This is a genomic window from Nocardia sp. MDA0666 (assembly GCF_003023875.1).
Lineage (GTDB): Bacteria > Actinomycetota > Actinomycetes > Mycobacteriales > Mycobacteriaceae > Nocardia > Nocardia aobensis.
In genome coordinates this window covers 95108-116036 of the sequence record NZ_PYHT01000019.1, presented here as the reverse complement: position 1 = coordinate 116036, position 20929 = coordinate 95108, and the positions used below count along the sequence as shown (strand labels likewise).

Here is a 20929-nt window from a genome sequence, read left to right as displayed (position 1 = left end):
CGGGGGAGCGGTTCAGGCGGCCGGGGTGATGTGCTCGGCCGACCCGCCGATCACCGCGGCGCCGGGGCCGGCGAGGGTGCGGATGAACGACAGCTGCGCGGCCCGGCCTTCGGCTACGACGCGCTCGAACTGTCCGGGAATCAGCCGGGCCCGCGCCGACCGCGCGAGGTTGACCGGTATGCGCAGCACGGGATACCAGGGCAGGGTGCGACTGGGCAGTCCGAGTCGTTTCATCGCGGACGGGCCCAGATACATCATCGCGATCGACAGATGCTGGGATCGGGCGATCCGCCGCCGCAGCCCCTGTAGATGGTCGTAGTGCCAGCCGAGCGGTTCGTCGCGCATCGGGATCGCGAGCTGGCGGGAGGTGTCGTCGGGGTTCGTGATGGCGGTCATCGTGTGGTAGAGAATGCGGACGCTGTCGCGAAAGTCCGTGGGCAGGAAGCGTTCCTCGACACCCATCACCCAGCCGACGTAGCGGGCGAGATGGGCCATGGCATCCGCGTCGCGGGGGGTGATCACGACTCCCATGCCGATGGCTCCGATCATCGGAGCGATCAGCGCGCCGACCAGTGTGGCGGCCATATCGGTCTGATTGATCGGCAGCCCCCACTCCTCGGCTCGCCAGTCCGGCATCGCGGCCACGTGCCGGCGCACCAGCGAATGGATCAACCGGACGTGCACGGTCGAGCGAAAACCGCTGCCCCGCAGTGCCATTCCACCCGGCGCGGTGACGTCCATCGCCCACTGCGTGGTCTCGGCGAATCGTTTGGCCGGGCCCTTCTCCAGGGCGCCGGTGCGCAGCAGGGTCTTGTTGAAACCGGAGGCCAGGTATCCGCCGAGGAACGACATGTCGCGGGCGACGTAGATCCCGTCGCGACCGCCGAGGCAGGAGACACGCTCGGCATGGCGGATCTTTCGCCGATCGACCCACTCGGGCACCGCTTCGACGTATTCGAAGAATTCGCGCAGCGGCCCGGGGGCTTCCGGTACCGCGGCGATGCCGTCGCGCAGGGCGCGTTCGAACTGCGGCCGGGTGGTGGCCATCCCCTCGCGATACATCCACTCGACGAGCTCGTCCATCGGCCGGTCGCCGACGGTCAGCGCCTCGCCCAGCTCGCGAAATTCTTCCGGACCCGGGGTGCCGAGTCCGAGCATCCGGGCGAGGGTGCCGAGGCCGGGGCCCGGAACGGGGCGCGGTGAGTTCGGGTGCCGGAGCGGAACGGTAGGCGTCACGAGGTCCTCCTCATCGAAGATCTGGCAAGATCCTCTACCAGAAATTCTATTTTGGCAAGGTCCCCTGCCAAAAGTGAGGCTCAGTCCCGCCGCGAGTCGTAGTCGTTGTACGCCTTCCGATTCCGACGGATGATGCTGCTGCTTACTGTTCGTAACCTTGGAGGCTGCGGTGGAAATCGCGTACTGGATCGTCGGGGCGCTGCTGGCGGTGTTCTACCTCTACTCGGGCGGAATCAAGATTCTGCGGTCGAAGGATCAACTACGGCCGATGATGGGGTGGATCGATACCGTGCCACTGGGGCTGGTGCGGGGCATCGGTGTGAGCGAGGTGCTCGGCGCGGCCGGGCTGATCCTGCCGCCGCTGACCGGCATCGCCGTGGTTCTCGCGCTTCTGGCCGCCGTCGGATTGGCGCTGGTGCAGATCGGTGCGCTCGTGCTGCATCTGCGCCGCGGCGAGGTGAAGCTGATCGGCCTGAATGTCGTCCTGCTGGTGCTGGCCCTCGTCGCCGCGTGGTTGTCCACCGTGTGGTTGTGAGCGATACGCCGTCCGCGTCACCGCGACGCTGATGTCGCGCAACGGTGACCGACACTGCCTGGGGATCGCTGGCAATTCGAGCTGAGCGCCTCGAATATGGCTTATAGTCCCAGCTGGATTGCCGGAAATGGTCGAAGTTCCGAACCTGTGGCCACATGGCAGCGAGTCCTTGGCAAATATTCGCTCGGGCGGGCGGAAGGAACGGCGGATGGGCACCGTGATCGGCAGGACCCTGCCATTGGCCGCCGCGATCGCGGTGAGTCCGCTGCCGCTGATCGTCGCGGTGCTGATGCTGGTGTCGGGGCAGGCGCGAGCGAAGAGCAGCGGATACCTGCTCGGGCGGATCTGCGGATTCGCGGTGCTCGTCGCCGCGGTGGCGCTGCTGATCGGCGCGTCCACCGCCGAGCATCTGCATCCCCATCACGCCTCGACGGCGACCTCGATCATCCGGCTCTGCGGCGGGATCGGGCTGCTCGGTGTCGCGGTGTGGTTCGGGTACCAGCGCACCCGCGGCGTGGAGAAGCCGCGGAAACTGTGGGATCGAGTCGACCGCGTGACTCCCATGGGCGCCTTCGGGCTCGGCGTGGCGTTCGTGATCATCGATATCAGCACGCTCGTGCCCGCCGTCATGGGCGGCCTCGATATCGCGGAGGCGCGGTTTTCGGCGCCCAGAGCGCTCGGCGCCGGTGCGATCTTCCTCGTGATCGCGCTGGCCTCGTGCATCGCGCCGGTCGCCGCCTACCTGGTCGCGGGCGATCGGCTGGACCAACCCCTCGCCGCCACCAAGACCTGGTTGGTCGCCAATGATCGAACCGTGATGATGGTGCTGCTGTTCCTCGTGGGAACGATGCTGATCGGCCGGGCGATCGAAGCCCTGACGTCCGGATAGCTTGCGGTTCAGTCCCGTCCCGTATCCCACGCGGCCGTGCCGAGCAGCCCGGGATAGCTGGCGAGCAGTGCGAGAAGGCTCGTCACCAGCCGCGGATCCCAGTGGCCCTCGACGCGCAGCACGTCGTCGGAAAAGTCCAGCGGCACCGTGCCGTTCGCGTTGTCGCGCCAGCGGATCCGGCGGGGCATGCGGGCGAGGTCGCCGTCGCCGCCGCCGAGGAAGATCGACGCGACGATGAGTACGCCGAGGGCAAGCTGGACCGGGAAGAACAACCACCACACGACCCACCAACCGGACTGGCCTTTGTGGCCGACGACCGGTTCGCGTCCCACCGGGGTGACCGTCCAACGCGTGCGGAACCGCCCGTCACGGCATCCCGGCTCCCGGACCACGGTGCCGACGGGTTCGCCCGCGGCGCCCAGGATGTCGAAGTATGCGGATCCGCGGCGTTCGGCGCTCTTGGTGACGACGCGAGCGAACACGCGGCGCCGATCGGGGTCCGCCCAGAGGACGAAGGCCCGGCCACCCTGTTTGCGCAGGGCCTGATATTCCGCGAATCCGTCCGCGGGCATATCGCGCTCCACGTAGACGGGAGCGATTGCGGGCCCGGCGTTTCCGTATCCCTCCGGCTGCCCGGATGTGCCGGAGATCCGCCAGACAGATCCGCGCCTGTTCGTCCGGACATCGGCGGCCTTCCCTATCGACAGCCTCATCACAATCCCTCCCCGCCGACACGGCCCTTCGATCCGACAAGCGGTGAAGACCCTACCGTTTCCGCGCGCCACACCGCCGCGCCGCAATTGCTTTCACGGAGCGGTCGCTGACGACCGCCGGTGATGTAGATCACGGCCGCGGGTTGTTATGCGACGGGTTCGGCGGGCGTCTTGTGTGCGTCCACGCAACGAGGGTTCGGCGACTGCGGCGGCTCATCTCGCCGCCGCCGGTCCGTCTCCTCTGTCCGAAGGAAAGACCATGCGTATCACCATCTTCGGGGCCAACGGTCCCACCGGTCGCCAGCTCACCGCCCAGGCTCTGGCCGCCGGGCATCAGGTCGCGGCGGTGACGCGGCAGCCGGGCGGATTCCCGCTGCGCCATGATCGGCTCGAGGTGATCGGCGCCGATGTTTTCGATCCGGGGGCGGTCGACGCCGCGGTGAAGGGCCGGGACGCGGTGCTGTCCGCGCTCGGTGTGCCGCCGAGCAAGCAACCGATCACCACCTATTCCGACGGTGTGTCGAACATCGTGACGGCGATGCGGCGCCACGGCGTGGGCCGGGTCGTGGTGGTGAGTTCGGCCGGGGTCGATCCGCGCCCATACAGCGAGGGTGGCTTCCTCTTCAACCGGTTGCTGGTGCCGTATGTGACGCGGGTGGCGGGCAAAACGCTGTACGACGATATGCGGCGGATGGAATCGCTCCTGCGTGACAGTGATCGGGACTGGACCGTGGTACGCCCGAGTGGCCTCTACGACCGGCCCGACGTCACCGATTACACGATGGTCGAGGGACACGCCGACGGGATATTCACCGCCCGTAGCGATCTGGCCGCGAGCATGCTGGCCGCCGTCACCGAGGGGCGCTTCGTCCGCGCCGCGGCCGGGGTGATCACCACCGATTCCGGCAATCCCACCCTGCTGCGGTGGATCCGGCAGCAGGCGAGTGCCGGCCACTGAACGCACCGGGGCCAGGCATTTCGAACCGGTGGCGAAGTTCATGCACGTGCTGCCGGTCGGCTGGGTCGAGGCGTCCGATCCGCCGTGAACTCCGCTAGGCCCCGCCGAAACCGCGGTAGGGGCTCAGCGGGATCACTGTGAATTCGGAGACTCCGGCTGCGGCCATGGGCAGTTGCGCGACGATGGCGTTCGCCTGTTCGGCATCGGCCGCCTCGATGGTGAAGCAGGCGCCGGCGATATCGCCGCGCAGCCAGATCTGGCGGACGACGCCGTCGAGGTAGAGCTTGCGAACGTGGTCGGTTTCGGCCGGGAGTACCTCCTCGAAGTCCGCATCGGTGAACGTCTCGGTGCGGCGGCGGGAGAGAACCATGAATTGCATTGCGACTCCGGATCTTGTCGAGTTGAGGCGACCATTCTCCCGCGTCGATGTTCGGCGGAGCCCCCACCTGAGGTGAGAGAATGCGACGCCTTTTCGCTCACCGTTGACCGTGGGTGGTGACCTGCCTACAGTGATCGGAACCGGCTCGGTGCGGCTCGGCCTTCGGATGGAGGTCGCCGCGGGTCGAAACCTGCTGTCGTGCACGGAGGTTCGGATGAACGACGCTCGTCGGTTCGTGGTGATCGGTGGTGGTCTGGCCGGGCTCGCCTCGGCCGTCTGGCTGGCCGAGGCCGGGAAGCGGGTCACACTGCTGGAACGCCGGGCCCGGCTCGGTGGTCGCACCCAGGCGATGACGGTCGCCGAGGTCGGCGATACTCCCGACAACGGCCAGCATGTGATCGCCAGCGGATACCACCACCTCTTCCGCTACCTCGCGAGCGTCGGCACCGAGAAGTACGTGGAATTCCCCACCGGAGGCACGCTGCGCTGGCCGGGCGGACGCGCAACGGCGTTGCACACCAGAGGTATCCGGGCGTTCGGCACACTGCTGGGCGCCCATCCGGATGCCGGGCTGGTGGAGCGACTGGCCGCCGCGCGGGCGACGATGCGGCTGGGTCTGCAATGTCTGTTCCAGCCCGCGGATCTGGCCGACATCACCACCGAGCAGTGGTTCGAGCGCATCGGTATGCCCGCGAAAGCCCGTGAGGCGCTGTGGGATTGGCTCGCGCTGGGCATCGCCGCCGAACCGGTGCAGCGCGAATGCGCGAAGGTCTTCGCCGATGTGCTGGCCACCGGCATCCGGCTGGGCGTGCGGGATCGGCGCGCGGTCACCATCGGCTATCCGAGCGTCGACCTCGATACGCTCTACATCACCGGTGCGGAGGAGGTGTTCGGCCGCCACGGAGTGGAGGTCCGCTATCGCGCGGTGGCGGACCGAATCCGGATCGAGGACGGGGCGGTGACCGGTGTCGATCTGGTGGACGGCAGCACGGTCCCGGCCGATGCCGTGATCTGCGCCGTACCCAATTCCCGGATCCACGGCCTGCTCGACGATCTGCCCGAACACGCCGAGATCTACGCCGCCGCAGACAAATTGGGCGCCACCCCGATCGTCAGCACCAATCTGTATCTGGACCGCCCGCTCGGCACGCGCAGTGCGATGGAGGCGATCATCGGCGGGACCGGGGTGATCGACGAGGTGTTCGACCGGCAGCGCATGCACGGCCGCGAACCGGACGGCACCTGGCTGTACTGCCTGACCACCAGCGGCGCCTACGAGCAGATCCACAAGAGCAGCGACGACATCCTCGACGAGCAGATGGCGCTGCTGCGCCGTTATTACCCCGATGCGGCCGATGCGCGGGTGGTGCACGGTCATGTGGTCAAGATGCCGAAGGCGACCTTCTCCCAGGCCCTGGGCACCGACGGGCTGCGGCCGGATCAGCGCACCTCGGTGCCGACCCTGATGCTGGCGGGGGACTGGACCCGCACCGACTGGTCGGCCACGATGGAAAGCGCTGTTCAGAGCGCCTCGAAGGCGGTGGCGGCGCTGCTGCGACTGCCGCCGCTCTAGCGAGTTCGCGGCCCGCGAAGCGGCTCCAGGAACGCCCTGGCGACCTCGAGGTGGTCGGGGGTCAAACCGGTGTGGCGGTCGACCGGGACGAGCAGGGTGGGTGCGACGGTGTCGGTGCGGCATTCGGCCCAGCCCTGGTCGGCGGGCTGGAACTCGTCGTCGAACCAGCACAGCGGCCGGCGTCCGGCCCAGCGGTCGATGGTCGGAAGCTTTCCGTGGTGGTTCTCGCGATGCCGAATTCCGTTGTCCTCGAAGATGATCACCTCCAGCGGCGGCAATCCGAGGACGGGACCGAGGACCGTATTCGCCTCGTACTCCCACGCGGTCGCCCACACGAGTTCGGCATCGGTGATCTCGGCCAGTTCCAGCAGTCGCGAGCCGACCGCGGCATCGAGCAGCACCCGCTGGTCGATGGGCGGAATCGCGGGAATGATGCTGTGCTGCAACACATAAGGCAGATAGCCGTGCGGGGGCGGGTGCGTGGGCCGGGGGTAGGGATTGAGGGGGCCGTCGACGTCGAGCAGGATCGCCGCGCGTGATGTTTCGGTCATGACGCCCCCCGTTCGCTCTTATCAGGCTACGACGGCACATCCGGAGGAGTCCGGCACTCCGGCAACGGTTTCGTGTCGACCCGATAACCGGGGCGAACGCACCGAAAACAGACCCGAGAACCGCCCTGCCGGGCCGTCTACGACGCGCCGAGCGACACGCGAGCGATGCCGGTAAATTTACGGCGCACCTGCATTGACGACGGCACACGTTCGGTTATCGTTCATCTCACTGTCCGATGCTGCTGCCGGCGCGCCAGGACTGGTCGTCGATCCGGAGCGTTGTAGGCCGGTGTGACGATCGTTGGGCGTTACCGGAGTCCGTCCCGAAAGATCGAGGGAACGTGCCTGCACCCGTCATCCTGACCGGCCGCCACGTGCGGCTGGAACCTTTGGCACCGCACCATGTTCCGGGGCTCGCCGAGGCGGGCGCCGCGGATCGCGATGCGTTCGCGTTCACCCCTGTACCGCACGGCCGAGCCGAGGCCGCGGACTATGTCGCCCAGGCCGCGGCGGCGCACGCGGTCGGTTCGGCACTGGCCTTCGCGGTCGTCGCCACGGCCGACAATCGGGTACTGGGCTCGACGCGCTTCTGCCGCTTCGACTACTGGCAGGGCCCGATGGTGTGGCCGATCGTGCACGGTATGCCGACCGGAGATCCGCTGCTCGCGGTGCCCGACGCCGCCGAGATCGGCAATACCTGGCTCTGCTCACAGGCGCGCGGCGCCGGTATCAATCTGGAGTCGAAACTGTTGCTGCTCGAGCACGCCTTCGACGTGTGGCGGGTCCGCCGGATCGCGCTGCGCGTCGATGTGCGAAACGTTCGCTCGCGCACGGCGATCGAGCGCTTGGGCGCGACCAGCGACGGCGTCCGCCGGGCACATTCGCGCGGCTTGGACGGTACCGTGCGCAGCACCGCGTTCTATTCCATCCTGGACGAGGAATGGCCGGCGGTGCGCCGCCGCATCGACACGGAGCTCGGCGGGCTCCCGCGGTTGCTGAACGCCTGATCGCACCCCACCCCCGAAGCAACCGGATAGCGGATTCCGGATGTCGCGTCGTGTCCCCGGCTCCTATAATTCATGGCACAACGGTCGGACGTCGAGGAGATCGGTCCGAGTCGGGTAACTCGGCGGCCGGCGCAGCTTCGGACCTCGTACCAGCGCGTTCGCAGGAGGGTCGATCGCCCTCCCCTCCAGGAGACCGCATGTCCGACCCGATCACCACGCCCCCGTCCACGCCCGCCGCGCCGCGTTCGCCCGATCGATCACACACGCGGATATGCCTGACCGATGCCACCCATACCGGACCGATGGTGAGTCTGTTCCTGGTGCCCGAGCCGCGGGTCCGGGGCGCGTCCATGCTGCATCTGCTCGAACAGGTGCCGGTTCGTGATGCGCCGGCGCCGGATCCCGAGCTGACCGCCGCACTGGAAGCACCGACCCTGCCGGGCGCGGCAATTCGGTTGCTGCCCTGCTTCTCTCGACATGCCGACGCGTCGGAGCTGCGTCACATCTTCCATGATCACTACATCGCCGACGGGCCGATGGGCCTCGACGTCTGTGATCCGGAGGAGATGGCGCGGCTGGCCGTGCTGCCCGAACGTGCGATCGGCCCGCGCCGCATCGACGACTTCGCCGACTACTCGGTGCGGCAGGCGATGCTGGCCGTCTTCCGCTATTTCGGTGTGGACCAACGAATTCCGCTGATGTATCACGGTTATGCCGACCCGGGCGGTCGCTGGCTCGCGGTGCGGACGGCGCTCGCCTGATCCTCAGCCGGCGGTCACGAACCCCTGCCGGATCAGCCAATCGCGCGCGACGGTCGCCGGCTCGGCGCCGTCGACGTCGACCTTCCGGTTCAACTCGGTGATCGTCTCGTTGGTGAGCAGTGCGGAGATCGGCGCCATGACCTGCGCCACCTGTGGATGCGCGTCGGCGAAGGATTTCCGCATCACCAGTGCCGCATTGTATTTGGGGAAGAAGTTCAGATCGTCGGTGAGTTGCACCAGATTCAGCGCCTTGGTGCGGCCGTCGGTCGCGGTGACATCGCCGAATTGACAGGTGCCGTTCGCGGTGGCCGAATACACCAGCGAATCCTGCATGATCTGCTTGTGCACCTTGCCGAGGTCGATGCCGTATTTGCGAGCCAGGCCCGGAAATCCGTCCTGGCGGACGCTGAATTCGGTACCGAGGCAGGTCGGACCCGTACTCGGGTCGGTATTCACCAGACGGGCATAGTCGGAAATCGTCGTGGTTCCGGTGCGCGCGGCGGCGGCCGCATTGGTGACCATCGTGTAGGTGTTGTTCATCGGCGCCGGATCGGCCCAGACCATGCCGTGTTGTGCGAGATCCGCATCGCGCACCGCCTCGAATTGCCGCGTGGAGTCGGGAATCGGTGTCTCGTTACCCAGATAGTTGATCCATCCGGTTCCGGTGTAGTCGTACGCGATATCGACCTGTCCGTGCAATTGCGCATCGCGCAGGCTGTTCGATCCGGTGATATTGGTGAGATCACGGACCTGAGCTCCGGCGGCGGTGAGCGCGAATTCGATGAGGTAACCCAGGATGTTCTGTTCGGTGAAATCCTTGGAGCCCACGGTGATCTGCACGCCGTCGAGCGCGGGAATCGGCTCGATACTGCCCGGCCCGACCGGCAGCGGGACGGCACCGCCGGCTTCGAGACCGCAGGCGGCGACCACCACGGCGACCAGCAGCGTCGCCGCCGCGGTGACCGCGCGTCGCGTCGCGCCGCCCGGCCGCCGCGTCATCGCAGCCCCCGCGGTCCGAGAAATTGTTCGGCCAGCGCACCCAGCCAGTCGACGAGCAGGGCGAGTGCCACCGCGAGAATCGCTCCCACCCAGAGGGTTACGTTGTCGCGCAGTTTGTAGCCGGTGTCGATCAGAATCCCCAGGCCACCGGCGCTGACCAGGAACGACAGCGTGGCCGTGCCGACCGCCAGCACCAGGGAGGTGCGCAGGCCGGCCAGGATATAGGGCACCGCGAGCGGGAATTCGATGCGGCGCAGCACGGTCATCGCCGACATGCCCTGCCCTCGGCCGGCATCGACGAGAGCAGGATCGACCTGCTGATATCCCAGAATCGTATTGCGCAGCACGGGGAGTAGCGCATAGAACGCGATCGGCGCGACCCCCACCCAGAATCCGGTCTTCTCGGTCCACAGATAGGTGAGCACGATCAGGCCGATCGCCGGTGCCGCCGCACCGATATTGGCGACGCCGACGAACAGCGGAGTGAGACGCCGGTAGCGCGGCCGAGTCAGCAAGGTGCCCAACGGAACCGAGACCGCGACGACGATCAGCACCACGGTCGCGGTGATCGCCACGTGTTGACGGACCACGGTGCCGATGGTGGTGGGATTGATACTGGCCTGCTGCGTCGCGGTGAGGGTGCGGTCGAAGGCCCACACCAGCACGCCGGCCGCCAGGGCCACGGCCAGCACCGGCTGGATGAACAACCGGATCCGGTCGGCGCGCCGCTCGTGTCGGCCGGCGGGGCTCATGGCCGGTCACCCGAACCGGCTGTGGCCGAACGATATTCGGCGCGGGTGCGGGACAGGTGTGCGACCAGGGTGTCGATCGCGACCAGCCCGGCGTATTCACCCCGTGGCCCGGTCACGACGGCGTTGGCGGTACTTTCGGCGAGCAGTGTCTCGAGCGCCGCCTGCAGCGTCGAATCCGCCGTCACCGTGCCGGTCACCGGGACGCCGGCGTCGTGTAACGACTGTGCCTGCGCCAGTTGATGTTCGGATACCCAGCGCAGCGGCCGGCGGTCGGAGTCCAGGACCAGACCCCACTTCCAGTCCTGCGTGGCCAGCGCCGCGCGCAGTGTGTCGACCGGATCGTCCTGCGCGGCCGTGGCGCAGCTGCCCAGTTCCACATCGGCGACCTGTACCAGCGTCAGCTGTTTGAGGGCGGCGTCGGCGCCGACGAAACCGGCCACCGTCTCGTCGGCGGGGCCGGCGAGGATCGCGGCGGGGGTGTCGTACTGGAGGACACGGGAACTGTTGCCGAGCACCGCGATTCGGTCCCCGAGCTTGACGGCCTCGTTGAAATCGTGGGTGACGAACACGATCGTCTTGTGTAGTTCGGTCTGCAGCCGCAGCAGTTCGTCCTGCAGCAGCCCGCGGGTGATGGGGTCGACCGCGCCGAACGGCTCGTCCATCAGCAGCACCGGCGGATCGGCTGCCAGCGCACGGGCGACACCGACCCGCTGCTGCTGCCCGCCGGAGAGTTGGCGCGGATACCGGCCGCGGAAGGTCCCGGGGTCGAGGCCCACGAGATTCAGCATCTCGTCGACGCGGGCGCGCACCCGGGCGCGGTCCCAGCCGAGCAGCCCCGGCACCGTGGCGATGTTGCGGGCCACCGTCATATGCGGGAACAGACCCGCCTGCTGAATCGAATAACCGATCTGCCGCCGCAGCCGGTCCGGGTTCACCGCGGTCACGTCACGTCCGGCGATGGTGATGGTGCCCGAGGTCGGTTCGATCAGGCGGTTGATCATCCGCATCGTGGTCGTCTTACCGCAGCCCGAGGGGCCGACGAACACCACGATCTCACCCGCCGGAATCGTCAGCGAAATCCGGTCCACCGCCGGATCGCGTTGGCCCGGATAGTGTTTGGTCACCGCGTCGAGCACGATCTGCGCGGGCTCGTGGTCGGTGCGGTCGGCGGTCGCGGTATCAGTCACGGATTCCCCTCGAGGTGGTGAGCCGGCCGACGCCCACGAGAACGGCATCGAGCAGCAACGCCAGCACGATGATCAGCACCGTGCCGGACAGGGCCTGCGGGACGGCGGTCGGACTGCCCAGCCGGGCCAGGCCGGTGAAGATCAGATTGCCCAGCCCCGGACCCTTCGCATAGGCCGCCATCGCCAGAATGCCCATACTCATCTGGGTACTGATCCGCATTCCGGCCAGAATCGACGGCCAGGCCAGCGGCATTTCGATCCGGGCCAGGATGCGGACGCGGTTCATGCCGACCCCGCGCGCGGCATCCGAGACGGCCGGATCCACCGACGCCAGCCCGAGGATGGTGTTGCGCAGAATCGGCAGCAGCGCGTACAGCACCAGCGCGGTGACCGTCGGCCGCACGCCGAGGCCCAGCACGGGGATGAGCAGTCCCAGCAGCGCGAACGACGGCACGGTGAGGATGATGCTCGCCGCAGCGGTGGCCGCCGCCGAACCCCACGGGCTGCGATACACGACGATGCCCAGGCACACCGCCACCGCGGTCGCGATCAGCACGGACTGCACGACGGCCGAGACGTGCAGATAGGAATCGGTGAGCAGTTGTCTGCGATGGTCCACCAGAAAGGTCCACAGAGTATCCAGGGCGATGTCCTCCCAGAGCTCGGCGGCGTTCGAGCAGTCTATCGATCCCGCGGCGCGGGCGCAGGCAACGAGCGGAACCGGCGGGTGCGCATCGGCGGAACCATGGCGGTCCCTCGCACGTCCTACATCTCAGGAGGCCGATTTCCGGTCGGGGACGGAGGGATTCATGAGCACCACACAGGCCCGGGGGTTCGGGCGCACGCGCTGGACAGTGCTGTCGGCGCTGGTGGTGATCGGCGTGCTGGCATCGGGTGTCGTGGTGGCTCTGCCCTGGTGGCACGATCGCACGGCCGCCATCGCCGGGCAGCGGCTGGACGATTTCCCGGATGTCGATGTGACCGCGCTGGATTCGAATCGGAGTCGCATCGTCACGGTGCTGCGCACGGAATACTCGCATCCCGGGGACGGGCCCAAATACGCACAGGGCGTGGATGAGCCATGGTGTGCCGATTTCGTCAGCTGGACCATGCGTCAGGCCGGGCAGCCGCTGTCCAATCCGAATTCCGGATCGTGGCGGATTCCCGGTGTGGCGACCCTGCAGGAGTATTTCGAAGCGAACGGCCGATTTTCGGCGGTGGGTTCCGGATATTCGCCGCGCCCGGGCGATGTCGTGATCTATGCCCCCGGCAGTCCGTTCGGGCAGCACACGAATATCGTGCTGGCCGCCGGTGATCACACCCTGACCACGATCGGCGGTAACGAGCGTGGCTCGGTGCGCATTCACCGTTACGACCCGGCGGGAATTGCCGGTATCGTCGGGTTCGGCCATATGTGAAACGTCTTCGTCCAGTGGCGGGCGATCTCGATCGGTGGGGGTGGTGTCGCGACACCGGACCCTACGATGTACCCGGTGGCGCCCGGCAGCGCCGCCGTTGCGGTCCCGGTTCTGCCGGCCCCTCATCGGTAGGCGGGGATCTGCGTGTGTAGGTGATCGGTGGAGGAGTGGGAGCAGATGGCAGAGCCGGGCGCGCACGACGAGGCCGAATGGCTGGACTACTCCGAATTCGGCGAACGTTTCGTCGTCCACGCGGTCAACCGGGACCGGATCGAGGCCGCGGTGTCCGGGATGGCCGGAAGGGGAATGAGTATCGGGCCGTTCTCGATCGGCCCGGCGGGACTGGCCGGCCTGGTGGCGGAGGGCAAGGTCGGCAAGCCGGTGATCGCCCGCAGCGAACCGCACGTCACCTTCGAGGTCCGGGTGCCGGTGTCGATGCATCTCACGGTCACCCTCGGCGGGCAGCAGTTCCGGATCGAGGCCACCGTCGAGATCGACCTCACCCTGCACGCGCGGACCGCCGCTCCGCTGCTGATCGTCATCGATATTCCGCGGGTGCGTGCGCGCGATGTGAGTTTCGCCGTCCGGGCGGAGGCGGTCGGCGCCGCGGTCGACGTCCTGCTCGATCCGATCGCGACCCTGGTCCAGCGTGAGGTCGCGAGCCGGCTCAACGCCATGCTCGCCGATCCGGCGGCCCGGCGCGGGCGGGTGTTCGATATCGAGGCGATCATGAACGGCATCCGTTCGGAGCATGTGCTGCGCACGGACTTCGAATGGATCGAGTACGCGGAGTTCGGGCGACGTTTCTTCCCGTTGATCGTCACCCCCGATCGGGTGCGCGACGTGGTGGAGGGGCTCGCCGGCCGCGCGGTCGAGGTGGGCCCGCTGCGCACCGGGCCCGGTGACGCGGCGACGGTCGAGGTGCAGGGCGCCGTGCGGCTGCCGCGGCTGACTCGGCGGGAGGGCGACGATCCGGTGTCGTTCGATCTGACCATTCCGGTGGGGCTCGACATCACCGTCGACGTGCTCAAGGCGAATCGCTATCGCGCGGAGGTGGAGGTCGGGTTGCTGCTGGTCGGGCGGGCCGCCGAACCGCTGCTCATCGTGATCGATGTGACGCCGCCGCGCAGCGCCGACGTCGCCGTCGAACTACAGGCCGAAGGATGGCGGGCGAAGCTGCTGGGCTCGGTCGGCAAGATCCGCCGCCAGATCGCCGCGCAGGTCGCGCAGGTCATTCGCGCCGAACTGGCCGACCCCCGGGGCCGCACCATCGACGTCGCCGGCCGCATCGATGCGGCCACCTCCTGACACCTGTTACTTGTGGTGTTGATGTGACCGGATTGGCCTAGCGGTTCATATGTGCATGTGGTGAAATGAGTCCACGTTCGAGGCTTCCGGCGCGTGGATGACAGCACTGTTGTCGTCGGGGAAGGCGCGCCGGACACGCTTGCATTCCACCGGTCCGCGGGGTGGCCGGCATCTGGTGAGATCTCTATATCGCTGCAGCGCGAAGGAGTTTTCGATGCGTTCCGTTCCGATGACCCGCCGCACCCTCTTCGGATATGCCGGCGCCGCCGCGACCGCCGCCGGTCTGGCCGCGCTCACACCCGCTGTTCTCGCGCCGCCCGCCGCCGCCGGCAACGTCCTCGGCACCTTGCTCGACTATGCCGGTGGCGTGCCCGACGCGGCGGCCATCCGCGCCGCCGGGCATGCCGGTGCGATTCGCTACGTCTCCGACCGGCGCCCGGGCGCGGAGTGGATGACCGGAAAGCCGTTGCGCGCGAGCGAGGTCGACGCGCTGCACGCGGCGGGACTCACCGTGGTGTCGTGCTACCAATTCGGCAAGGGCGCCACCGCGGATTGGAAGGGCGGGCTCGAGGCCGGCAAACGCCACGCCGACCGCGGTCTGCAACTGCACCGCGAGGCGGGTGGGCCGGACGGGGTGCCGATCTACGCCTCCATCGACGACAATCCGACGCCGGTCGATTTCGCGACCCTCATCGCGCCCTACCTCGCGGGCTGGGAATCGGTGCTCGGCAACGAGAATGTCGGCGTCTACGCCAACGCGCCGACCATCGAACTGGCCAAGGTCGCCGGCCTCGGTTCCTGGTACTGGCAACACAATTGGGGCACGCCGAAGGGCTTCGTGCATCCGGCGGCGAACCTGCACCAGATCGAAATCGACGATCGCACGGTCGACGGCGTGGGGGTGGATGTGAACAACATCCTCACCGCTCAGTACGGGCAGTGGTGAATCCGTCCGGTGGTGAATCCGCAGTTACCTACGTCTGACAGTGGCAGGTGGGGTCGGCGACGAGATCGGGTTCGTCCGCGACGACCGTCAGCGTCGGCCGCGCCTCGGGTGCGTCGCGCACGCCCATCCACGACAGCAGCGACCATCGCGACAGGCCCGAGAACGCCGAGCCGAGGCTGAAGAACGAGCCGACGGAACCGACCGACAGCACCGATCCGACGCTGCCGATCGAGAGGACGGAATAGGCCGAGCCGATCGAGAGGATCGACCGTTCGGAGCGGAACGACAGGATCGAGCGATGCGATCGGGTGGACAACACCGATCGGTAGGACCGTCGCGACATCACCGAATGCCCGGCTTTACCGCGCCGGACGCGGGGCGCCGCGCCGGTGTCCGAGGTGGTGGGTGCAGACCGTTCGAGCTGATCGACAGTCGACATACCTAGCGGTCTACCACAGTCCGCGGCATCCCATGGCGCATTGACAGCAAACGGCCCGGAGTGTCGTCTCAGCGACATCTCCGGGCCGTCGGGCGCCTGAAATTCAGTGCTGCGGGCGTACCGCGTCGGGCTGCTGCACCACGTGTGCGGCGGGCACCGTGCCGGCCGGGTTCACCGGAGCCGCGGCCTGGGCGGGGCCCGAGGCGACGGTGAACAGACCCAGCGTGGGCAGGAACGAGCAGGTGATCGGCGCCTGATCGGCAGCCGGCTGGGTGGTCAGGGAACCCGCGACCACGGAGATCACGCGACCCGGGCCGGTGTCCACGATGGCCGACAGGGTGGCCGGACCGTCCGGGTTGATATGCGCCTCGTCGGTCAGCGCCACGGTGCCGCCGCGGTGGTTGTCCAGGTTGTACCACTGGACGGTCATCGGCGGATTCTGCTGCGGCGTCAGGCCTTTGGTGCCCAGCGCGGTGAAGACGAAGCCGGCCTGCCCGGCAGCCGGTCCGGGCGGGGGCAGTTCGGCCGGGCCCGGAACCGCGAGTGCGGTGCCGACCGAGTCGGAGCCGGGGCCGATGCAGTCCTTGCCGATGGTCGGGTACAGGAACTGCGCGATGGCCGGACCGTTCTTCGGGATCTCGGGACCGCCGCCACCGCTGCCGTTGAGGAAGGCGACGATGGCCTGCAACGTCTGCTTGACCTGCGGCGGCAGATTGGACTGCTCGAGCAGCTGGATCGCCTGATCGAGAATGGTCTGAGCGCCCGGCGAGGCGATGTTGCCCGCCTGGGCGGCAGCGCCGACGATGGCCGGAGCCAGCGATGCGATCGCGTCGACCGGAACGCCCTCCGGGACCAGCGGAACATCAACGGCCTGGGCCTTCGGTGCCGGTTCGGCAACCGCGATCGTCGACGCGGCGAGTGTCGCGCCGGCTGTCAGGGCCAGCACGGACAATGCGAACCGCGTTCCTCTGGTGCGAAGCACTGGTGTTGCCGTCCTTAACCTCGGGGTTACCTCGTCATGCGATGCGAGAACATCGCGCGATGGGGGCATCGCTTCGCGACACTCTAAAGACAGTGCCGCCGTGTTGTACAGCCGTGGGTGTGATCTTGCCTGCACCGCTCGGCAATTTCGATCACCCGCCCCGGCGCGTTGTCCGAACATAACCCCAAAGCAGTGTTACGCAAGTGAACAGTGATGCCTTTGTTACATGGGTCATTCGAGTCGGCACGGAACGTCAGTTCACGGCACAGATATACATCTGCAACCCGTACACCTCGGAGGGTTTCGGCCCGCCTCGATTTTGGAGCGACGGAGCGAGGGAGCGCAGCGACTGAGCGGAGGAGTGAAAAATCGAGGCCCAGGGGGCCGAAACCCCGCCGGAGCGAAGCGGAGGCAGAATTGCAGCCCGTGACCCGACACCTCCGTTTGGCCGACATCCGCGTGGCCGGGGCTGTTCTGGCCGTTTCGGTCGTGGCCCGTCTGGTGCTGATGTTCGTGCTCCCGCACGGTCTCGACGTGGTCGACCTGCGCGTATACGTCGAGGGCGCGGCCAATTTGGGCAGTGGGCATCTCTACGACTTCGTCTATGCCGACAAGACTCCCGACTTCCCACTGCCGTTCACCTACCCGCCGTTCGCCGCGGTGGTGTTCTATCCGCTGCACTTCCTGCCGTTCGGGCTGGTGACGCTGCTGTGGTTCGGGTTGATCGTGGTCGCGCTCTACGCCTCGGTGCGAATCGCCTTCGCGCTGTTGCCGGGGGCGGTGCCGGAGCCGAATCGGCGGGCGGCGGCGATGCTGTGGACCGCGCTGGGCCTGTGGTTGGAGCCGACGCGGACGACGCTCGATTACGGGCAGGTGAATGTATTCCTGCTGCTGGCGGGGCTGGCGGCGGCGTATTCCACGCGCTGGTGGCTGTCGGGGCTGCTGGTGGGTGTGGGGGCGGGGGTCAAACTGACCCCGGGGGTGACCGGCCTGTATTTCCTGGCGCAGCGGCGGTGGGCGGCCGCGGTGTGGTCGGCGGTGGTGTTCGCGGCGACGATCGGGCTGAGTTTTCTGATTTCGTCGTCGGAGACCCGTACCTATTTCGGGCCGCTGATCGGTGACGCGAATCGCATCGGCCCCGTGGGTTCGGTGGTCAACCAGTCGCTGCGCGGGGCGTTGAGCCGCATTCTCGGCCACGACGCGGGGGCGCCCTGGTATCTGGCGGGGCATCGCGTCCCGTTCGGGCCGTGGTGGCTGGGCGCGGTGCTGCTGACCGTCGTACTGGCCTGGTTCGCTTGGCGCGCGGTCGCTTTCGACGACCGGCTCGGCGTGCTACTGGTGGTGCAGCTGTTCGGTTTGATGGTGTCGCCGATCTCGTGGTCGCACCACTGGGTGTGGCTGCTGCCGCTGATGATGTGGCTGGTGCACGGTCCGCTGCGTTCGATCGCGGGGGCGCGGGTGGTGGCCGGGTTCTGGTTGGTGACCACGCTGGTCGGGATTCCGTGGATCCTGACCTTCTTCCAGCCGACGATCTGGGAGATCTCCCGCCCGGCCGTTCTCGCCTGGCTGGGGGCGATCTACGTCTTCGGCGTGGTGGCGACCTACCTCTGGATCATCTGGGCCGGTGCACAGCGCGGCCGGCCGGGCACACCGGTGTCAGCGCCCGCGGTCGCGGCGGGTTCGGTCCGGGCAGGTTAGGCCGTTCAGCTCTGGTCGGCGAGACGGTCGATCTGGCCGGCCAGCGCGAGGTCCTTGCGGGTGATGCCGCCCTCGGAATGGGTGGAGAGGGTGAAGGTGACTCGCCGCCACCGGATATCGATGTCGGGGTGGTGGTTGACCTTCTCGGCGGAGTCGGCCACCCGCCGCACCAGTTCGATCCCGGCCAGGAACGACGGAGCCTCGACGGTTCGGGAGATGCTGCTGCCGGTGTGGGTCCAGGCGGGTAGTTCGCGCAACCCAGTGGCGATCTCGCTGTCGGAGAGCAATGGGGTACTCATACCCTCGGTTCTACCCCAGCGGTCGCGGCTCAGGCCGCACGCGCGAGTTTGAGAGCCTTTTTGAGATCTTTGCCCTTGACCCCCGCGGCCTGACACTTCTTCATTTTCGAGACCACGACAGGGCATTTCAGACAGCGCTTCTTCTTACGACAGCACTTCTTCTTCGCTTTGAGGTGTGCGACCTCCTTGGCCTTCACCTTGCCCATGCGGCCCAGGGTAACCAACCATGATGCCGGAAACGGCGGCCGAGGCGTGTTTCGGTACTGTGTACCTGGCCGCATGTCCGGTGAGTTCAGTCCACCTGCCTTGTACGGATCCGCTACAGCGCGGGTCGGCCGCAACCCATTCATTCAGCAGGAGGATTCAACGTGTCGTCTGTCGAGTTCCGCAATGTCGCCATTGTGGCTCATGTCGACCACGGCAAGACGACGCTGGTCGATGCCATGTTGCGGCAGTCCGGTGCCTTCGCCGAGCGTGCCGAGCCGGTCGACCGGGTGATGGACTCCGGTGATCTGGAGCGCGAGAAGGGCATCACCATTCTCGCCAAGAACACCGCGGTGCATCGTCATCACGGCGACGGCAGCGTCACTGTGATCAACGTCATCGACACCCCCGGCCACGCCGATTTCGGTGGTGAGGTCGAGCGCGGTCTGTCCATGGTCGACGGTGTCGTGCTGCTGGTCGACGCCTCCGAGGGCCCGCTGCCGCAGACCCGGTTCGTGCTGCGCAAGGCGCTGGCGGCCTCGCTGCCGGTGATCCTGGTCGTGAACAAGACCGACCGCCCCGACGCCCGGATCGAGGAGGTCGTCGAGGAGAGCCACGACCTGCTCCTGGATCTGGCCTCCGACCTCGACGACGAAGCGTCCGAGGCGGCCGAGCTGGCGCTGGACCTGCCGGTGCTCTACGCCTCCGGCCGCGAGGGCAAGGCGTCCACCCAGCGTCCCGAGAACGGCAGCGCGCCCGATGCGGAGAACCTCGACGAGCTGTTCGAGGTGCTGCTGAAGTACGTGCCCGCGCCGAAGGGTGACCCGTCCGCGCCGCTGCAGGCGCACGTCACCAACCTGGACGCGTCCCCGTTCCTCGGCCGGATCGGCCTGGTCCGCATTCACAACGGCACCCTGCGCAAGGGCCAGAACGTCGCGTGGATGCACGGCGACGGCGTCAAGACCGTGAAGATCACCGAGCTGCTGCAGACGATCGGCGTCGAGCGCAAGCCGGGTGAGGAGGCCGTGGCCGGCGATATCGTCGCCGTGGCCGGCATTCCGGAGATCATGATCGGCGACACGCTCGCCGATGTGGAGAACCCGGTGGCGTTGCCGCGGATCACCGTCGACGAGCCGGCCATCTCGGTGACGATCGGCACCAACACCTCGCCGCTGGTCGGCCGGGTGCAGGGCCACAAGCTGACCGCCCGCATGGTGAAGTCGCGCCTGGATCAGGAACTGGTCGGCAACGTGTCGCTGCGGGTGCTCGACATCGGCCGCCCGGATGCCTGGGAGGTGCAGGGCCGTGGTGAGCTGGCGCTGGCGATCCTGGTCGAGCAGATGCGCCGCGAAGGTTTCGAGCTGACCGTCGGCAAGCCGCAGGTGGTCACCAAGCAGGTCGACGGCAAGGTGCACGAGCCGTTCGAAGAGCTGACCATCGACTGCCCGGACGAGTACCTGGGTGCGGTGACGCAGCTGCTGGCCGCCCGCAAGGGCAAGATGGTCCAGATGAGCAACCACTCCGCCGGGTGGGTGCGCATGGAGTTCATCGTCCCCTCGCGCGGTCTGATCGGTTTCCGCACCGACTTCCTCACCGAGACGCGAGGCACGGGTATCGCCAACGCGGTCTTCGACGGTTACGCGCCGTGGGCCGGTGAGATTCGCGCCCGCCACACCGGTTCGCTGGTGTCCGACCGTGCCGGCACGGTGACCCCGTTCGCGATGATTCAGCTCGCCGACCGCGGTCAGTTCTTCGTGGAGCCGGGCGCCGACACCTACGAGGGCCACGTGGTGGGCATCAATCCGCGCGCCGAGGACCTCGACATCAACGTCACCCGCGAGAAGAAGCTGACCAATATGCGTTCGGCCACCGGCGACGTGCTGGAAACGCTGGCCAAGCCGCTGCAGCTGGATCTCGAAGGTGCCATGGAGTTCTGTGCCGCCGACGAGTGCGTCGAGGTGACCCCCGAGATCGTGCGCGTGCGCAAGGTGATTCTCGGTGCCACCGAACGCGGCCGCGAGGCGTCCCGCCGCAAGGCCCGCGACCGCGCCGCCCAGAACGCGTAGGGCATACAACCGAAACACAGAGGCGCACG

General features: G+C 67.7%; 22 protein-coding genes and 1 pseudogene. 11 read left to right on the top strand and 12 right to left on the bottom strand.

Annotated features, from left to right (window positions below; genetic code table 11):
- Positions 1-12: 12 nt before the first annotated feature.
- The gene (locus tag C8258_RS23815; protein ID WP_106957063.1) at positions 13-1236 is read right to left on the bottom strand and encodes an oxygenase MpaB family protein; all 1224 of its coding nucleotides are present in this window, start codon (positions 1234-1236) and stop codon (positions 13-15) included.
- A gap of 169 nt (positions 1237-1405) precedes the next feature.
- On the opposite strand from C8258_RS23815, the gene C8258_RS23810 reads away from it, so the two are divergent.
- Both C8258_RS23810 and C8258_RS23805 read left to right on the top strand, forming a co-directional pair.
- The gene (locus C8258_RS23810) at positions 1406-1771 is read left to right on the top strand and encodes a DoxX family protein (protein ID WP_036504918.1); all 366 of its coding nucleotides are present in this window, start codon (positions 1406-1408) and stop codon (positions 1769-1771) included.
- A 208-nt stretch (positions 1772-1979) separates the two neighbouring features.
- A complete protein-coding gene (locus C8258_RS23805; RefSeq protein WP_158271302.1) occupies positions 1980-2660 on the top strand; it encodes a GAP family protein in 681 nt (226 codons plus the stop codon).
- A gap of 8 nt (positions 2661-2668) precedes the next feature.
- Here the strand turns inward: C8258_RS23805 and C8258_RS23800 are convergent, their stop codons facing one another.
- Positions 2669-3232, bottom strand: coding sequence for a hypothetical protein (locus C8258_RS23800; RefSeq protein WP_146161315.1), 564 nt, complete (start codon positions 3230-3232; stop codon positions 2669-2671).
- Between the two features lie 400 nt (positions 3233-3632).
- Between C8258_RS23800 and C8258_RS23795 the strand changes: the two genes are divergently transcribed.
- On the top strand, positions 3633-4331 hold the full coding sequence (locus tag C8258_RS23795) for an NAD(P)-dependent oxidoreductase (protein WP_106957060.1): 699 nt from the start codon (positions 3633-3635) through the stop codon (positions 4329-4331).
- Between the two features lie 94 nt (positions 4332-4425).
- Here the strand turns inward: C8258_RS23795 and C8258_RS23790 are convergent, their stop codons facing one another.
- A complete protein-coding gene (locus C8258_RS23790; protein ID WP_062995382.1) occupies positions 4426-4710 on the bottom strand; it encodes a hypothetical protein in 285 nt (94 codons plus the stop codon).
- A gap of 166 nt (positions 4711-4876) precedes the next feature.
- On the opposite strand from C8258_RS23790, the gene hpnE reads away from it, so the two are divergent.
- Positions 4877-6283 carry a hydroxysqualene dehydroxylase HpnE gene (hpnE, locus tag C8258_RS23785; protein ID WP_106957107.1) on the top strand — a complete coding sequence of 469 codons (1407 nt, stop codon included), beginning with the start codon at positions 4877-4879 and terminating at the stop codon, positions 6281-6283.
- On the opposite strand, the gene C8258_RS23780 is transcribed toward hpnE, so the two are convergent.
- Entirely contained in the window at positions 6280-6834 is a 555-nt protein-coding gene (locus C8258_RS23780) for an HAD domain-containing protein (protein WP_106957059.1), read from the bottom strand. The two genes, hpnE and C8258_RS23780, sit on opposite strands and share 4 nt — an antisense overlap.
- 341 nt (positions 6835-7175) lie before the next feature.
- Here C8258_RS23780 and C8258_RS23775 point away from each other — a divergent pair, with 341 nt between their 5' ends.
- The gene (locus C8258_RS23775; RefSeq protein ID WP_233225288.1) at positions 7176-7841 is read left to right on the top strand and encodes a GNAT family N-acetyltransferase; all 666 of its coding nucleotides are present in this window, start codon (positions 7176-7178) and stop codon (positions 7839-7841) included.
- Between the two features lie 197 nt (positions 7842-8038).
- Positions 8039-8602: a hypothetical protein gene (locus tag C8258_RS23770; RefSeq protein ID WP_233225287.1), complete on the top strand. Its 564-nt coding sequence runs from the start codon at positions 8039-8041 to the stop codon at positions 8600-8602.
- Between the two features lie 3 nt (positions 8603-8605).
- On the opposite strand, the gene C8258_RS23765 is transcribed toward C8258_RS23770, so the two are convergent.
- The 4 genes from C8258_RS23765 to C8258_RS23750 are packed head-to-tail and all read right to left on the bottom strand — an operon-like array spanning position 8606 to position 12183.
- On the bottom strand, positions 8606-9601 hold the full coding sequence (locus tag C8258_RS23765) for a glycine betaine ABC transporter substrate-binding protein (protein ID WP_106957057.1): 996 nt from the start codon (positions 9599-9601) through the stop codon (positions 8606-8608).
- A complete protein-coding gene (locus tag C8258_RS23760) occupies positions 9598-10353 on the bottom strand; it encodes an ABC transporter permease (protein ID WP_106957056.1) in 756 nt (251 codons plus the stop codon). Before C8258_RS23760 ends, C8258_RS23765 begins: the two co-directional genes overlap by 4 nt.
- A complete protein-coding gene (locus C8258_RS23755) occupies positions 10350-11540 on the bottom strand; it encodes an ABC transporter ATP-binding protein (protein WP_233225286.1) in 1191 nt (396 codons plus the stop codon). The genes C8258_RS23760 and C8258_RS23755 overlap by 4 nt, the downstream gene beginning before the upstream one ends.
- The gene (locus C8258_RS23750) at positions 11533-12183 is read right to left on the bottom strand and encodes an ABC transporter permease (RefSeq protein ID WP_199195833.1); all 651 of its coding nucleotides are present in this window, start codon (positions 12181-12183) and stop codon (positions 11533-11535) included. The genes C8258_RS23755 and C8258_RS23750 overlap by 8 nt, the downstream gene beginning before the upstream one ends.
- 166 nt (positions 12184-12349) lie before the next feature.
- Here C8258_RS23750 and C8258_RS23745 point away from each other — a divergent pair, with 166 nt between their 5' ends.
- From C8258_RS23745 to C8258_RS23735, 3 genes are all read left to right on the top strand, one after another.
- Entirely contained in the window at positions 12350-12958 is a 609-nt protein-coding gene (locus C8258_RS23745) for a CHAP domain-containing protein (RefSeq protein ID WP_106957054.1), read from the top strand.
- A 177-nt stretch (positions 12959-13135) separates the two neighbouring features.
- Positions 13136-14266 carry a hypothetical protein gene (locus C8258_RS23740; RefSeq protein ID WP_106957104.1) on the top strand — a complete coding sequence of 377 codons (1131 nt, stop codon included), beginning with the start codon at positions 13136-13138 and terminating at the stop codon, positions 14264-14266.
- Between the two features lie 214 nt (positions 14267-14480).
- Entirely contained in the window at positions 14481-15212 is a 732-nt protein-coding gene (locus tag C8258_RS23735) for a DUF1906 domain-containing protein (RefSeq protein WP_036504886.1), read from the top strand.
- 28 nt (positions 15213-15240) lie between these two features.
- Here C8258_RS23735 and C8258_RS23730 read toward each other — a convergent pair whose 3' ends face one another.
- Together C8258_RS23730 and C8258_RS23725 are read right to left on the bottom strand one after the other, a co-directional pair.
- Positions 15241-15555 carry a hypothetical protein gene (locus tag C8258_RS23730; protein ID WP_036504900.1) on the bottom strand — a complete coding sequence of 105 codons (315 nt, stop codon included), beginning with the start codon at positions 15553-15555 and terminating at the stop codon, positions 15241-15243.
- A gap of 199 nt (positions 15556-15754) precedes the next feature.
- Positions 15755-16633: a hypothetical protein gene (locus C8258_RS23725; protein WP_233225285.1), complete on the bottom strand. Its 879-nt coding sequence runs from the start codon at positions 16631-16633 to the stop codon at positions 15755-15757.
- Positions 16634-16948: 315 nt separating this feature from the next.
- On the opposite strand from C8258_RS23725, the pseudogene C8258_RS23720 reads away from it, so the two are divergent.
- Positions 16949-18331, top strand: a pseudogene (locus C8258_RS23720) (mannosyltransferase); the annotation flags it as partial.
- Positions 18332-18336: 5 nt separating this feature from the next.
- Here C8258_RS23720 and C8258_RS23715 read toward each other — a convergent pair.
- Both C8258_RS23715 and C8258_RS32960 read right to left on the bottom strand, forming a co-directional pair.
- The gene (locus tag C8258_RS23715) at positions 18337-18630 is read right to left on the bottom strand and encodes a 4a-hydroxytetrahydrobiopterin dehydratase (RefSeq protein WP_036504880.1); all 294 of its coding nucleotides are present in this window, start codon (positions 18628-18630) and stop codon (positions 18337-18339) included.
- Between the two features lie 29 nt (positions 18631-18659).
- Positions 18660-18836, bottom strand: a complete 177-nt coding sequence (locus C8258_RS32960) for a hypothetical protein (RefSeq protein WP_086007288.1) — start codon at positions 18834-18836, stop codon at positions 18660-18662.
- A gap of 162 nt (positions 18837-18998) precedes the next feature.
- Between C8258_RS32960 and typA the strand changes: the two genes are divergently transcribed.
- A complete protein-coding gene (gene typA / locus C8258_RS23710; RefSeq protein ID WP_039780534.1) occupies positions 18999-20900 on the top strand; it encodes a translational GTPase TypA in 1902 nt (633 codons plus the stop codon).
- The last annotated feature ends 29 nt before the right edge of the window (positions 20901-20929 follow it).

Excerpts from the sequence above, each read along its gene's own strand:
- C8258_RS23805 (WP_158271302.1), top strand. The coding sequence starts at position 1,980 with ATGGGCACCGTGATCGGCAGGACCCTGCCATTGGCCGCCGCGATCGCG.
- C8258_RS23800 (WP_146161315.1), bottom strand. The coding sequence starts at position 3,232 with ATGCCCGCGGACGGATTCGCGGAATATCAGGCCCTGCGCAAACAGGGT.
- C8258_RS23795 (WP_106957060.1), top strand. The coding sequence starts at position 3,633 with ATGCGTATCACCATCTTCGGGGCCAACGGTCCCACCGGTCGCCAGCTC.
- C8258_RS23790 (WP_062995382.1), bottom strand. The coding sequence starts at position 4,710 with ATGCAATTCATGGTTCTCTCCCGCCGCCGCACCGAGACGTTCACCGAT.
- hpnE (WP_106957107.1), top strand. The coding sequence starts at position 4,877 with ATGGAGGTCGCCGCGGGTCGAAACCTGCTGTCGTGCACGGAGGTTCGG.
- C8258_RS23780 (WP_106957059.1), bottom strand. The coding sequence starts at position 6,834 with ATGACCGAAACATCACGCGCGGCGATCCTGCTCGACGTCGACGGCCCC.
- C8258_RS23770 (WP_233225287.1), top strand. The coding sequence starts at position 8,039 with ATGTCCGACCCGATCACCACGCCCCCGTCCACGCCCGCCGCGCCGCGT.
- C8258_RS23765 (WP_106957057.1), bottom strand. The coding sequence starts at position 9,601 with ATGACGCGGCGGCCGGGCGGCGCGACGCGACGCGCGGTCACCGCGGCG.
- C8258_RS23760 (WP_106957056.1), bottom strand. The coding sequence starts at position 10,353 with ATGAGCCCCGCCGGCCGACACGAGCGGCGCGCCGACCGGATCCGGTTG.
- C8258_RS23745 (WP_106957054.1), top strand. The coding sequence starts at position 12,350 with ATGAGCACCACACAGGCCCGGGGGTTCGGGCGCACGCGCTGGACAGTG.
- C8258_RS23740 (WP_106957104.1), top strand. The coding sequence starts at position 13,136 with ATGGCAGAGCCGGGCGCGCACGACGAGGCCGAATGGCTGGACTACTCC.
- C8258_RS23735 (WP_036504886.1), top strand. The coding sequence starts at position 14,481 with ATGCGTTCCGTTCCGATGACCCGCCGCACCCTCTTCGGATATGCCGGC.
- C8258_RS23730 (WP_036504900.1), bottom strand. The coding sequence starts at position 15,555 with ATGTCGCGACGGTCCTACCGATCGGTGTTGTCCACCCGATCGCATCGC.
- C8258_RS23715 (WP_036504880.1), bottom strand. The coding sequence starts at position 18,630 with ATGAGTACCCCATTGCTCTCCGACAGCGAGATCGCCACTGGGTTGCGC.
- C8258_RS32960 (WP_086007288.1), bottom strand. The coding sequence starts at position 18,836 with ATGGGCAAGGTGAAGGCCAAGGAGGTCGCACACCTCAAAGCGAAGAAG.